The organism is Bradyrhizobium tropiciagri, from assembly GCF_018130505.1.
Classification (GTDB): domain Bacteria; phylum Pseudomonadota; class Alphaproteobacteria; order Rhizobiales; family Xanthobacteraceae; genus Bradyrhizobium; species Bradyrhizobium tropiciagri_B.
The window spans coordinates 119,925-132,770 of sequence record NZ_JAFCKH010000003.1 but is presented as its reverse complement, the minus strand read 5'-3'; the positions used below and the strand labels follow the sequence as shown (position 1 = coordinate 132,770).

Sequence of the window (12,846 nt, the reverse complement as noted above, 5' to 3'; positions counted from 1 at the left end):
CGCGCGATCGCATGTGGGTTGCAATCGACAAGGACAGACGTCATGGCGTCCGACAAGCTCTTCGTCAACGCACGATTCGACGACGGCGCAAGCCACACCATGCTGGTCCGCGACGGCCGCATCGTCGCGATCGACGGCAACGGCGATCGGCCGGCCGGAATCGAGATCGTCGATCTCGGCAACGCACTAGTGGTTCCCGGCTTCGTCGAGGGCCATATCCACCTCGACACCAGCTTCTACGGCGACGCCTGGCGGCCGCACAGACCGTGCACCAACGGTTTCAACGTTCACGAACGCGTTGCGTTTCAGGCCGAGAATCTCACCGCCGCCGCGCCGATGGACGTGCGCGCGCGGAACCAGCTCGATCTCTGCATCGGCCATGGCACGACGCATATGCGCAGCCATGTCATGGTGGATGGTTCGGTCGGCCTGAAGTCGCTCGAGACCATCATGAAGGTCCGCGACGAGTACCGGCACCTGATCGACATCCAGCTGGTGGCGTTTCCGCAGAGCGGGATCCTCCTCAGCCCGGGCACGCCCCAACTGCTCGACGCGGCGATCGGGCTCGGCGCCGACCTCGTCGGCGGTCTCGACCCCGCGAGCTTCGACCGCGACGTCGAAGGGCATCTCAACGTCGTCTTCGGCGTGGCGCAGAAGCACGGCGTCGATGTCGACATTCATCTTCATGATGGCGGGATGCTCGGCGCGTACGAGATCGAGCAGATCGCGGCGCGCACGCGCGCGCTCGGCATGGAGGGCCATGTCGCGGTCAGCCACGCCTACGGACTTGGCGACATTCCTGCCGATGCCCTGAAGAAGGCCGCCGACATACTGGCGCGTTCGGGGGTTGCGATCATGACCAACGCGCCGGGCAGCCGGCCGTTTCCGCCGGTCGCCCTGCTCCGCAATGCCGGCGTCACCGTGTTCAGCGGCAACGACAACATCCGCGACTCCTGGTGGCCCTATGGCGACGGCGACATGCTGGGACGCGCGATGATGATCGGATACCGCTCAGGCTTCTACACCGACGAGGAGCTCGCGGTCGCGTTCGACCTCGTCACCGCGGCCGGCGCCAGGGCGCTCAGGCTGCAGGACTACGGCCTGCATGTCGGCGCGAAGGCCGACTTCGTCACGCTGAACGCGGCGCATATCCAGGAGGCGGTGGTCGCGCGGCCCCCGGGCCGCTCGGTGTACAAGGGCGGAATGCTGACGGCGCGGGATAATCAGGTCGTCAAGGGCGCGCTGCGCTCCTGACGCGAACCTGCTTGCTGCTCCGCTCGGCGAGACTGGACTGCGATCGTGGAACGCCGCAGGCTCAGTCCCGCTTGGTGAGCGAAGGCCGGGTCTTGTTGAACAGCAGATAGAGCGCGTGCGGGTTGGTGGTCAGATAGCGCCAGAACAGCCGGCGCGGCTCGAGCCAGAGCCGCCACGCCCATTCCAGTCCGACGGCCTGCATCCATTGCGGCGCGCGGGAGCGCGAGCCCGACAGGAAGTTGAACAATCCGCCCGAGGTCTTGATGACGCCGACCTTGCCGAGCCGCGGCATGTATTTGTCGACGAAGGCCTGCTCATAGGGCACGCCGAGCGCGACCCAGAGGAAGTCGGGCGCCAGCTCGTTGATCTCGTCGACCTTGGCGCGCAGCGCGTCGCCGCGCAGATAGCCGTGCGACTGGCCGACGATCTTCAGGTCCGGATAGGCCCTGCGGACGTTGGCGACGGCCGTCGCGTTCTCCGCCTCGTCGGCGCCGAACATATAGAAGGTCAGGCCGAGCTCTTCGGCCTTGCGCGCAACGACGTGAAACAGGTCCGTGGTCGCGACGCGTTCGGGAAGCGGATTCGGCGAGCGGAGCCTCGACACAATGACCAGCGGCTGCCCGTCGGCATTGATCAGGTCGGCGGCGCGAAACAGCCGGTCGGTGATCGGCTCGCTCGAGCAGCGCGACAGCACCTCGCCATTGGCCGAGGTCAGGTACAGCGGCCGGTCGACCCGCCGCTGCGGATAGACCGTGTCAACCATGAAGCTCGCGGTCTGCTCGCAATCCAGCACGGCGAGCCGCAGCCCGCCGACGCTGGCGCGAATGACGTCGGCGGTCGCAGCGCGGCCGACGGGATTGATACGACGCTCCGACATGCCGGCTGCCGGCATATCCGCGGCGGATGCCGACTGTGTGTCGCGCGAGGTGTCGCAAATCCGGACAGGCGGAGCAGCCGTGTCGGAATTGGCACGCCGAGCCCGATCGCGATCCTGTCGCGCAGGCGAGATTGCGTCGGAAACGCGGATGTTTTGACCGTGACTCAACATTTCACCAGGGACTCCAATACTTCCGGCTCCCTTACTGCAACATCCGGTCCAGGCCAACCGCAGCGCGTGCCGCGAACGATCAATTCAACCTGCAAGATTTCATTAAGGATAACGCCGGCGACGTCTTCGGATCGGCACGCATGAAGGGCGCTTTCGTCAGCGCACGAAGCGGCAAGAAGCCGGAAAAAATCGGGCAGCGATCAGGTGGGACGTTAATACAAATCGTATTCCATCGATGCGTCAACCCGTCGCTGTCTGCTATAACACCGCAGCGTCGGCGTGACGGGCGCGTTCAAACTGGCGGTTGTTTGGTTTCACATGATTCAGAATGATGACGCGTTCGATGTCAGCATCGACGACACATTCGACTTTCTGTCCGCAGAGTATGCGGAGCTGTTCAACGGCTCGGATGCGACTGCCTTTCAGCATCCGCTGTGGCTGGACAGTGTCTACCGCAAGCTCGCCCCCGCCATGGCGGCGAAGCCGCTGGTCGTCGTCGCGCGCCATCGCGCAGGCGGCAAACTGGCCGCGGTGCTGCCGCTGGTGCGCGTACGGCGCGGCCCGATGCGGACGATCGAATTTGCGGATCTGCGCGTCTCCGACTATCTGGCCCCGGTCTGCACGGTGAAGACATTCGCCGATCTGCTCCGCGACCAAGCGGCGTGCCGGAAGCTTCGACAGCTGCTGCGGCCGTTCGACCTGCTGCGCATTCCCAAGCTGCTCGACGCAAGGATGCCGATCGAGACCCTGCTCGGGGCACCGCGCCGGGTCTCCATGGACACCAACGCCTACGCGACGGTGCTGAGCACGCCGTTCGAGCAGTGGCAGATCAACGCACTCGGGCGGTCCTATCAGAAAGAGCTCGCCAAGAAGTGGCGTCAGATCCACAAGAAAGGCAATCTGGCGTTCTCCTGCTGCACCGACGACAGCTCCATCCACGAGGCCATGGAGGCGATGAAGAAGTTTCGCGGCCCGCGGTTTCACGAACAGGGTGACGGCGACCTGCTGCAGCGTGCCGAATATTTCGACTTCTATTCCAACGTGGCGCTTGGTGGCCTCGGCTCGTTTTCACGCCTCTACGCCATGAAGATGGACGGCGTCGTGATCGCAACCGCGCTGGGACTGTCACACCGCGACACCCTGCTCATCATCATGACCGGATTCGACATCGACGGATACAAGAGCCAGTCGATCGGCGCGCTGACATTCGAGAGCGTTGCCAGGGATTGCATCGAGCGCGGCGAGCAGGTGCTGGATTTCACCATCGGCGACGAGCCGTACAAGAAGCAGTTCGGCGGGCAACCGACGCCGATGTCAAGCGTGACGCAATCCGGCAGCGCCGCCGGCGCGATCGCGCTGCTTGCGCTGAAGCAGGCGCCGTGGATCAAGCAGGCCGCCAAGCGCGTGGCCGATCTGAGGCCGCAGCCGATCCGCGCCTCGACCGGCACGCAGTAATCGCACGCGGCCGGATCGAGCCTGTTCAAACGCTCCGCGTTTGTGGCGAGGCTTCGCGTTTTTTTTCGAAAGATGCCTGAGCGGCGCCGCAGCGAGCGGCGCCTGTCCGTCTAGCGGAGCGCGCCGCGGACGCGCGTGATCCAGCCCGGCTGAATTCGGTCGATCCGGTACGCGATCATGCGCCGCAGGAAGTGCAGTTGCCGCCGCAGGCTCCACTTCACGTCCCTGCTCAACGTCAGGGCCTGCCGGAAATACGCCATCTGCAGCGAGTAGCGGTCGGCCGCAAGTTTGTCTGCGTCGGAATAGTACTGCGCGATCTTCTCCGTGCCCATGCCGTCGCTCTCCAGCCAGCGCGGCACATAATGCGTGCAGAGACGCTCGACATCGACCAGCAGCCGGCCGAAGCCGGTTCCGGCGGCGGGGCAGTTGGTCTGGAACGCATCGCCGATCAGCACAACGCCCGGCTGCAGATGGCCTTCGACCACCGACAGGTCCATCACCCAGCTCTGCACCTGGCCGACGACGTCGAAGTCTCCAAGATAGGACTGCAATCCCGGCATCAAGCGAAGCAGCGTGCGCTTGGTGTCGCGGCGCAGCTCGCGCATGATCGGATCGGTCGGATCGCGGAACATGAACAGGTTCGCCCGCATGCCGGTCGCCACCGGAAACAGGCTGAGATAGTCGACGCCGTCGCCGATACGTTCGCCATAGCAGGTCAGCGCCTCGAAGCCGAACGGCGCATTGTCCGGACGCGCCATCGTGAAGCCGAACGAGACCGAATGCCGCTCGGCAATGACCCGGCGTTGAATCCCGAGGCTGTATCCCAGCGCGTTCGCCATGCCGGTCGCGATGACGACGAGGCGCGAGGTGACGCGCCTTCCCGACGCCAGTTCGAGATGCTGACGGTCGTCGCTGCAGCTGACCTTGGTCACCTGATCGAAGATGACGCTGGATGGGTCGGACATCAGGCCACGGGCCATATGAACGACGCTGGCGTAGGAAAATCCGTAGGCCTGACCGACGCTGACATCGACAAGCTTGCCTTGCTTGATGTTGATGATCCGGCCGTATGCGGAACCGACGGCGTCCATCTCGTCGATGAAACCGAGCCGGCGGAGCAGATCGAGCTGCCGGCCGCCGATCTTCTCGACACGGAATTCATCCTGCGGAACAGTCCGCTTGTCGATCAGCGCGACCCGGTATCCGGCCCGCACGAGGACGGCGCGCGCAAGCGACCCCGCCAGCCCGGCGCCGACGATGGCGACGTCCGCCTCGATGATGTCGGCCTCGGGTGTTGCGACCGGCCTGGTGATGCTTTCGTCGACGATCATGTACTCGCTCCGCAATGACTGCCGGCGGAACTGCAATATCCTTGCCTGTCATGCCAGACGGCAGATCGGACCGCCGCGGGTTCGGACATTGAGGTTAACGGCGGCGAGCCGATCACAGCGGCACACGGCTTGCAGTCTCATGCGCGTCATGAAGCGGTATTTTCTGGAGGTTCTGCCAGCAGGATGATCGGTCTGCGGCTCAAATCCGCCCGCAAGAGCTGCGGTCGCGCGTCCATCATGCCCCGTCCGGAACGGACGCGCTGGCGCGCCGGCCGTCCGGCAACGCGCGGCCCTGCACCGTTTGGAGACAGCGAAGAATCGGCCGTTCCAGAATGGAGCAGCATGGCCCTAATCGGTGCGCCGGGCCGATCGAAACGAACGAAATCTTAGCAAGGGTTCATTAACACTCCACACTGCACCGAATGCTACGCTCAACAGCCTGACAGGACTCAAAGAAACTCCCTGGCCGTCATGTTTTCCTCTCTCCTTCAACTGATGCGGCGCGATGTGACGCGCGGCATCGCCGGCACCATCCTGCTCAAGGTCGGCAGCGGCGGGCTCGCGTTCGCGCTGTTCTCGCTGGCGGCGCGCGCGATGTCGCCCGACGCGTTCGGGGATTTCGCCACCTGGCTGTCCGTCGCCCAGATGGCCTCGGTCGTGGGTCTGGTCGGCCAGGAGCTGCTGCTGGTCCGCTTCCTCAACGAGTATCAGGTGCAAGGCCAGGCCGATCTCACCAAGGGCGTGCTGCTGTCCAGCCTGAAGAGCTCCGCGATCGGCATGCTGATCGCGATCGCCGCCATCACGGCCGTGGCGTGGCTTCGCGGCGAATGGTGGCTCATGATCCTGGCAATCGCGGCGTTCACCGCCGTCAATGCCGGCCTGATGCTCGGCAGCCAGATCGCGCGATCGCTGGTCAGCATCCTGATGGGAGAAGGCAACCGCGAATTCTTCTGGCGGGTCGCCGTCGTGCTGTTTCTGACCGCGGTGCTGTTCGGCCACCGGCAGCTCAGCCCCGCCGAGCTGCTCACGGTGATGACGGCGGCGACGTTCGTCGGACTGCTGGTGCAGGTCGTCTCGATCCTGCGCGTGCTGCCGAACCTGCGCGACGTGCGCGCCCGCTTCGAGACATCGCGCTGGCGGACGAGCGGATTCCGGTACTGGCTGGCCTCGATCCTTGAGGCGGCAAACCAGTATTTCGACGTCATCCTGGTCTACTGGATGCTCGATGCTGCGACCGCGGGCATCTATTTTGCGGCCTCCCGCCTCGCCAACATCTTCGCGATGCTCTCGGCCGCGCTGTATACGTTCGGCGCCCGCCGGTTGCCCTCGCTGTATTTCAGCAAGAAGGTCGACGAGCTCGAACATACGCTGAAGCTGATGGCGGAAGTCACCGCGCTCTGCGTCGTCACCGGCCTCGTGATCGTCTGGGTCGGCGCGCCGCATTTGCTCGGCCTGTTCGGGCCGCATTTCGCCGAGCAGAAGTGGGTGCTGATCGTGCTCGCGCTCGGAACGGCGATTCAGGCGGCCGGCGGCCCATCGGGGCCGCTGCTGCAGTTGACCGGCCATGAACGCGAATATGTTCCGGTCCTCGTCGCAAACGTCGCACTGCGGCTGGCCGGATTCCTGGTCCTGATCCCGTGGCTCGGCGTGCTCGGTGCCGCGATCTCGGCCACCGTCTCGCTGGCGGTCGCCACCGTCGCGCTCAACGTGCTGTGCCGCAAGCGGACCGGCGTCGACACGTCGGTCCTTGCGCTATTCTCTCACTTCGGATCTTCGAAGACCGGCGCCTACGCGGTTCGCGTTGCCGACACCAACGACTGAGAGCTTGCAAGGCCCGGCTTCTCGCTTGGCGCAGCATTGACGGCCGAACCGACCGGCACGCGATTGACCACAAGCGCGGTCGCCACCGAGCCGAATTTGGACAGCTCGGTCCTCACCTGGCGTAACGCGTCGGCGTCGGCCGCGCCGTCGCGTATCACCAGGACGATCAGGTCGGCATAAGCGGCGAGCGCCGCCGCATCCGGCTGCGTACCGAGCGATGAGGCGTCGACGATGATCAGGTCGAACTCGGCGCGGATATCGTCCGGCGGCAGCGGCGGCGCCTTGCTGCTCGCGCTCAGCAACTCGACGACCGACGCAAGGTCCGCCCTGACGATGCCCTGGTCCTGCGGCGGTGCGGCCGCGGCTTCGTTCGGCTCGGTCTCGATCAGAACGCTGAGCATGCCGCTCTTCACCGCCGAGCGGTTGAGTGACCGCGCGATCGTGCTGCCGCCTGCACCGGTCCCCACCGAGATCAGCAGCGTAACCTTGCCGTGAGGTCCGGGAAGCCCCTGGACGTTCTCCATCAGGCGATGCAGATGCGGGCCGAGGTCGGGTTCGGCGGTCGCCGATGCCGGGTTGTGCCAGACGGTTCTGACCGGCGCCGATGACGCAAGGTTGGGAATCCGGGCCAAAATCGGTAGCACCGGTAGCTCCGCCGGCAACGCGGGTTGCAGCGAAGGCGGCGTCGGCGCGTCCTTCTTGCGACGGACAGCGAGAGCCGGCATGGCCGGGAAGCGTTTCACGCTCGGCAGGCCCGGCACGCCCGGTATGGCGACGATGGCCGTCGAGGTCAGCAGCGACGCAATCGCGAGCGCGACGATCAGCAGGGGAAGCGGAGGCATCGTCGAGCGCACCGGCGGCGTCGCCGGCGAAGCGATCTTGGTCTGGGAGTTCTGCAGCAGGCGCTGCTCGTCGGTCGTCTTGTAGCGCGACAGGAACTGCTCGTAGATGTTCCTGTTGGCGTCGGCGTCGCGCTGCAGTCCCTGCAGCGCGACGAGCGCCTGGCCGTCGACCAGGATCTGCGATTCAGCGCCCTTCAACTGATCTTCCAGCGCCTTCTGCTGATCGCGCTGGGTCTCGTATTCCGACTTCGCGGTCTCGATGTTCTTCTTCCGCTCGACCTCGATCTGGCGATTGAGGTCGTTCAGCTGGCTCATCGCGATCACGAGGTCGGGATGGCGATCGCCGAACACGGCGCGCTTCTGCGCGATCTGGTCGTTGAGCGCCGACCGCTGCGCGCGCAACACGCTGAGCAGGTCCTGCTTGACCGGTCCGTCGACATTCGCCTTCAGGTCACGCTGGGCCTGCTCGTAGCGGGTCTTGGCTTCCTCGGTCCGCGCCCGGGCAGCGGCGACCTGCTGCGTCAAGTCGGTGACGCGCAATTGCTGGGTCGTCGATTCCTTGCCCGCATTGACGATGCGGTGCTCGAGCTTGAACTTGGCGACCGCGTCCTCGGAGGCCCTCAGGCGGTCGTTCAAGGTCTTGAGCCGGCTCTTCAGCCAGTCGGCGGCCTCGTCGGTGGCCACGCTGCGGGTGCCGCGCTGACCGGCGACGAACGCCTCGGCCACCGCATTTGCATAATAGGCGGCCCGCTGCGGATTGTTGGAGGTGAATGTGATGGCAACGACATAGGTGAGCCCGCGCCGGGAGATATCGAGGCGCTTGCGAAAGCGGTCGAGCAGCCGCGTCGGATCGGTCTTGCCGCCGGCGATATCGTCGTCCTCGGCGATCTTGAGCTGCTCGACCAGCGGTCCGAGGAATCCGTCGGATTTGGCGATTTCGACCAGGCTCTGCAGCGCGGCGGCATCCTGGCCGATGCCGGGCAGCACGTCCTGATCGGTGGTCACCCGCGCCTCTCGCGGATCGACGACGACGAGCGCGGTCGCCGCGTAGCGCGCCGGAATCAGCGACAACACGATGATGCCGAGCGCGAAGATGACCGCCGCCAGCATCAGGATTCGCTGGCCCTTGTCGCGCAGGAACGACAGGGCGCCGGACAGGGTCAGCACGCCCTTGATGATTTCAGTGGAAGCCGGTTCGCTGGCTGCCACGCCGGGAAGCTCCCACGAGGTTGCGGGTTCCGTGGGACCGGAGCGTCTCGGGCCTGCGCGGCTGCCGAACTTCATGGGGTTTCTGACTCGAACTCAAACTGGCCGGCACGTTCGTCAGTGCCTGCCACCCAAGGTAAATATCTATAGTTAATCGGTGGTTACCCTCATTTCGCATGGGCGTAACCAATTAGTTAACGCGCGATCTGTACGTTGTCCGCGACATCATTACCCGTCATCTGCGACCAACGTTTGATTGCACTAAATGAGCAGTAACCTCAACGCGCGCTATTCGGTGTACGCGCGATCTTCGCGTGATACAGACAGCAACAAAAATGGAGGAGACGAGTCAACTCCTTCAACGGGTGAGGAAGCCGTGCTCCACTACAAGCCAGGCACAGAATTGCGCGAGGCACCGGCCGCGTTACGCGGTCGGCCGGCCGACAGCAGGCCCAGGCGTATCCTCCTGGTACAGACCCAGGCCGAAAACGCCGGTGCGCAGGAAATCTCGCGGCTGCTCGGCGTCGGCCTCACCGCGCGCGGCTACGACGTCGCCAACCTGTTCTTCTTCCGCAAATCCGAGTCCTTCGACGAGCCGCCCAATACGTTCTACTGCGCGGCGAGCCGGCCCGGAAATCCCGCGGCGCTGCTGCGCATGCTGTGGACGCTCGCCGGTCACATCCGCACCCTGAGGCCCGACGCTGTCCTGACCTTCCAGCATTTCGGCAACGTCATCGGCGGCGCAGTGTCGCGGGTGGTCAGCCGCGCCCCCGTGATCGCCAACCAGGTATCTTCGGCGATGTCGATGAGCTGGCCGGTCCGTACCGCCGACATCGTCATGGGCAGCGTCGGCTTCTTCCAATGCATCACGCTGAACTCCAAGGACATGGAGCGCGAATACGCGCGATATCCCGTCTCCTATCGCGCGCGCATGAAGCATGTCCCGCACGGCTTCGACGACAAGTCGCGCAGCCTGCCCAAGGACGTCACGCGGCAGCAGTTCAAGCTGCCGGCGGACTGCGTGCTGCTCGGTTGCGCCGCGCGGCTGCACCCGCACAAGCGCCTCGATGCAGCGATCCGCCTGCTCGCCGGCGAGCCGTCATGGCACCTGGCGCTCGCGGGACAGGGCGCCGACGAAGCACGGTTGCGAGCGCTGGCGGACGAGCTGAACGTTTCCGACCGGCTGCACTTCATCGGCGAAATCCCACCGAGCCGCATGGCGGATTTCCTGGCCTGTCTCGACGTGTTCGTGTTCCCCTCGCAGGCCGAGACCTTCGGCCTTGCCGCGGTCGAAGCCGCGAGCGCCGGCATTCCCTGCGTCGTGAACGACCTTCCGGTGCTGCGCGAGGTGCTGTCCTTCGAGGGCAAGCCCGCGGCCATCTTTGTCGATGCCGCGGATCAGGCTGCATTCCCGGCCGCGGTTGCAAGGATTTTGGCGGACAAAACTCTGCGCGACGGCTTGCGGCAAAGCGCCGAGGGCCTGAGGTCGCGCTACTCGCTGGACAGCATGATCGAGGAATACGTCCAAATTCTCAACACCGCCCTTGCAAGGGGCACACATTAGACGGATGGGCCGGACATGATCATCCAGTTTCGTTGCGAACGTGAGCATGCCCGGCGCTGGATGTGCCGGGAGACGCTGCGCGTCAACGATCAGGATGTTCCGATCCAGATCGCCTGGACCGCAACGGCGGATGCGCGCCCGGCCGGCCTCGAGGCGCTGTTCGCGCTGGAGCGCCTGGTGCTGCGCAAGGGCAAAGACAGCGGCGCCGACGGCGTGAACAAGCTTCCGGAACGGTCGCCGACGCAAGCCGGCCAACCCGACGTGGTGGTCGATTTCACCAGCGCCGCGCGCGATCCGAGGTGCTCGGCGAGGCTCTATCTCCGCCCGCGGTTCAATGGCGTCGCGGGTGAAAACGCGGCGCTCGCGGCCATCCTCGCCGGCGACCTGCCGGTCATCGAGATCGTCAACGAGGCCGACGGCACCGTCATGGACCGTGGTCATCCGTCCGCGGAAATCGCGGCCGGCCTGAGCGGCGGGCTCGACACCGTGATGGCGCGCACCCTGACCATGCTGGCGGTGTTGCTGTCGGGCGCTCCGCGGCTGGTGCCGCAGCTCGCCTATCCGACCGGCGCTGCGAAAAAGCCCGCGCCCTATGTGCTGCGCGGCCTCGCGGTATCGATCGCGAAGGAGATCTACCGCCTCTGCTGCTACGCGCCGCACTGGCACGTCGGCTGGCGCTACAGCGAGACCGCGGATGTCTGGCGCACCGGCGACCTGTCCGGACCGGCCTGGAAAGTGCTGGGTGATCCCGGACACCGCTTCTATGCCGATCCCGTTCCGATCCAATGGCAGGGACGCACCTTCGTCTTCTTCGAGGACCTCGACCACCGGGTCGGCAAGGGGACCATCTCCGCGGTCGAGTTCGACGGCAACGGGCCGGTGGGCGGCGTGGTGCCCGTGCTGGAGGAGCCATGGCACCTGTCCTACCCGTTCCTGATCGAGCACGATGGCGAACTGTGGATGATCCCGGAGAGCACCGGACATCGCGACGTTCCGCTCTACAAATGCGTGCGGTTTCCAGACAAATGGGAGCGTCACTCCACGCTGTTGTCCGGGCTTGAACTCGCCGACGTGACCATCACGCAGCACAACGGTCTGCACTACATGTTCGGCGCCTGGCGCGACGGCACCGGCGGCTACTCCGACACGCTGGCGATCTATTACGCCGAGCAGCTGTTCGGCCCGTGGTTGCCGCATGCGAGCAACCCGATCCTGATGGACCGCGCAACGACGCGGCCGGCCGGAAACTTCGTCACCATCAACGGCTCGCTGTGGCGACCGGTGCAGGATTGCTCGACCGGATATGGCGCGGCGCTCGGGCTCGCGGAAATTCTCGAACTGTCGCCGACCACCTACCGGCAGGCGGTGCGCCATTTGATCAAGCCGGGACCGTTGTGGACCGGGCGGAAGCTGCACACGCTGAACCGCTGCGGCGCGCTCGAGGTGATCGACGGATCGCGGGTGCAGCCGAAGACCGCGGCGCTGCTGAGTGGATTTCGCAGCCGGCACCAGTCGCCGGATGTGGCATGGTCCAGCACAATGGCAAAGCCCGCCGCGCGACGCTGACGCCACGCGCGCGTGGCGCCGGCGCGACGGCCGGCGTCATGAGAACGCGACCTCGCTGAAATCGATCGAAACCATCAGCATGTCCGTGATCGGCCGGCGATCGGGGCCGCGTGTGTAGGCGCGCCGGACGCTCGGAAGCCGAATGCCGTCCGCCTCGATATAGCCCGACGTCAGCTGCGCGGCTGGAAAACCGCCGGCGATGCTGACGCTGTAGTCGTGACGCCGCAGCATCATGTCGGCGCCGAAAAAGAAATCCTGGACCATGCAATGGGTTTCGATCCAGCCCGGGAAATAGGCCCGCAGCACGCGCCAGGTCTCGTCGCCTTCGCGCCAGGCGTCGGTCTCCTCGACCCGGACACCGTCCATCGCCAGCACAAAGGGCGTCGTCAGGTAGGTCCAGACGGCTTCGCCGTTGAAATAGGCGCGGTGCAGGGGATCCCAGGGCGTATGCATCTGGTGGCCGGCAAACGAATCCCGCGGCGCGCGTCGTTCCGCGACCAGCGTGCCATCGAGCTTTTCGATGGCAACGCGGTCCTGCGTAAACATGGTCCGCTGGTCGGGCGCGCCGAACGGCGTGATCGACGCGCGCTCCTCGTGCAGCCACACCGTCATCCGTCGCGGACTACGGTCCTGCAGCAGACCCTTCAGCGCGAAGAACCCGCCACCAGTGACGATCGTCGCTTCCACCTTTGAATATCGGTGCCAGCGCTCGAGCCCGCCATGGGCATCGAGCACCTCACGAAGGAGCGCGTTCATGGC

General features: G+C 65.4%; 9 protein-coding genes. 5 read left to right on the top strand and 4 right to left on the bottom strand.

Going from position 1 to position 12,846, the window contains the following annotated elements; translation table 11 throughout:
* Positions 1 to 42 precede the first annotated feature (42 nt).
* Entirely contained in the window at positions 43 to 1,254 is a 1,212-nt protein-coding gene (locus JQ633_RS08265; protein WP_211984424.1) for an amidohydrolase family protein, read from the top strand.
* A gap of 61 nt (positions 1,255 to 1,315) precedes the next feature.
* Here JQ633_RS08265 and JQ633_RS08260 read toward each other — a convergent pair whose 3' ends face one another.
* Entirely contained in the window at positions 1,316 to 2,131 is an 816-nt protein-coding gene (locus JQ633_RS08260) for a WecB/TagA/CpsF family glycosyltransferase (RefSeq protein ID WP_211984423.1), read from the bottom strand.
* A gap of 489 nt (positions 2,132 to 2,620) precedes the next feature.
* On the opposite strand from JQ633_RS08260, the gene JQ633_RS08255 reads away from it, so the two are divergent.
* Positions 2,621 to 3,757 (top strand): GNAT family N-acetyltransferase, encoded by a 1,137-nt coding sequence (locus tag JQ633_RS08255; protein WP_211984422.1) that lies wholly within the window; start codon positions 2,621 to 2,623, stop codon positions 3,755 to 3,757.
* Positions 3,758 to 3,867: 110 nt separating this feature from the next.
* On the opposite strand, the gene JQ633_RS08250 is transcribed toward JQ633_RS08255, so the two are convergent.
* Positions 3,868 to 5,088, bottom strand: coding sequence for an FAD-dependent oxidoreductase (locus JQ633_RS08250; RefSeq protein ID WP_211984421.1), 1,221 nt, complete (start codon positions 5,086 to 5,088; stop codon positions 3,868 to 3,870).
* A 471-nt stretch (positions 5,089 to 5,559) separates the two neighbouring features.
* Here JQ633_RS08250 and JQ633_RS08245 point away from each other — a divergent pair, with 471 nt between their 5' ends.
* Positions 5,560 to 6,909: a lipopolysaccharide biosynthesis protein gene (locus JQ633_RS08245; RefSeq protein ID WP_211984419.1), complete on the top strand. Its 1,350-nt coding sequence runs from the start codon at positions 5,560 to 5,562 to the stop codon at positions 6,907 to 6,909.
* On the opposite strand, the gene JQ633_RS08240 is transcribed toward JQ633_RS08245, so the two are convergent.
* The gene (locus JQ633_RS08240) at positions 6,876 to 9,035 is read right to left on the bottom strand and encodes a GumC family protein (RefSeq protein WP_211984417.1); all 2,160 of its coding nucleotides are present in this window, start codon (positions 9,033 to 9,035) and stop codon (positions 6,876 to 6,878) included. The genes JQ633_RS08245 and JQ633_RS08240 overlap by 34 nt on opposite strands.
* Positions 9,036 to 9,333: 298 nt before the next feature.
* Between JQ633_RS08240 and JQ633_RS08235 the strand changes: the two genes are divergently transcribed.
* A complete protein-coding gene (locus JQ633_RS08235; RefSeq protein ID WP_211984415.1) occupies positions 9,334 to 10,521 on the top strand; it encodes a glycosyltransferase family 4 protein in 1,188 nt (395 codons plus the stop codon).
* A 15-nt stretch (positions 10,522 to 10,536) separates the two neighbouring features.
* Positions 10,537 to 12,087: a glucosamine inositolphosphorylceramide transferase family protein gene (locus JQ633_RS08230; RefSeq protein WP_211984413.1), complete on the top strand. Its 1,551-nt coding sequence runs from the start codon at positions 10,537 to 10,539 to the stop codon at positions 12,085 to 12,087.
* Positions 12,088 to 12,123: 36 nt separating this feature from the next.
* On the opposite strand, the gene JQ633_RS08225 is transcribed toward JQ633_RS08230, so the two are convergent.
* Positions 12,124 to 12,843 (bottom strand): hypothetical protein, encoded by a 720-nt coding sequence (locus JQ633_RS08225; protein ID WP_211984412.1) that lies wholly within the window; start codon positions 12,841 to 12,843, stop codon positions 12,124 to 12,126.
* Positions 12,844 to 12,846 lie beyond the last annotated feature (3 nt).

Coding starts and splice junctions, on each gene's coding strand:
- JQ633_RS08265 (WP_211984424.1), top strand. CDS start 43: ATGGCGTCCGACAAGCTCTTCGTCAACGCACGATTCGACGACGGCGCA.
- JQ633_RS08245 (WP_211984419.1), top strand. CDS start 5,560: ATGTTTTCCTCTCTCCTTCAACTGATGCGGCGCGATGTGACGCGCGGC.
- JQ633_RS08250 (WP_211984421.1), bottom strand. CDS start 5,088: ATGATCGTCGACGAAAGCATCACCAGGCCGGTCGCAACACCCGAGGCC.
- JQ633_RS08255 (WP_211984422.1), top strand. CDS start 2,621: ATGATTCAGAATGATGACGCGTTCGATGTCAGCATCGACGACACATTC.
- JQ633_RS08230 (WP_211984413.1), top strand. CDS start 10,537: ATGATCATCCAGTTTCGTTGCGAACGTGAGCATGCCCGGCGCTGGATG.
- JQ633_RS08240 (WP_211984417.1), bottom strand. CDS start 9,035: ATGAAGTTCGGCAGCCGCGCAGGCCCGAGACGCTCCGGTCCCACGGAA.
- JQ633_RS08225 (WP_211984412.1), bottom strand. CDS start 12,843: ATGAACGCGCTCCTTCGTGAGGTGCTCGATGCCCATGGCGGGCTCGAG.
- JQ633_RS08260 (WP_211984423.1), bottom strand. CDS start 2,131: ATGTCGGAGCGTCGTATCAATCCCGTCGGCCGCGCTGCGACCGCCGAC.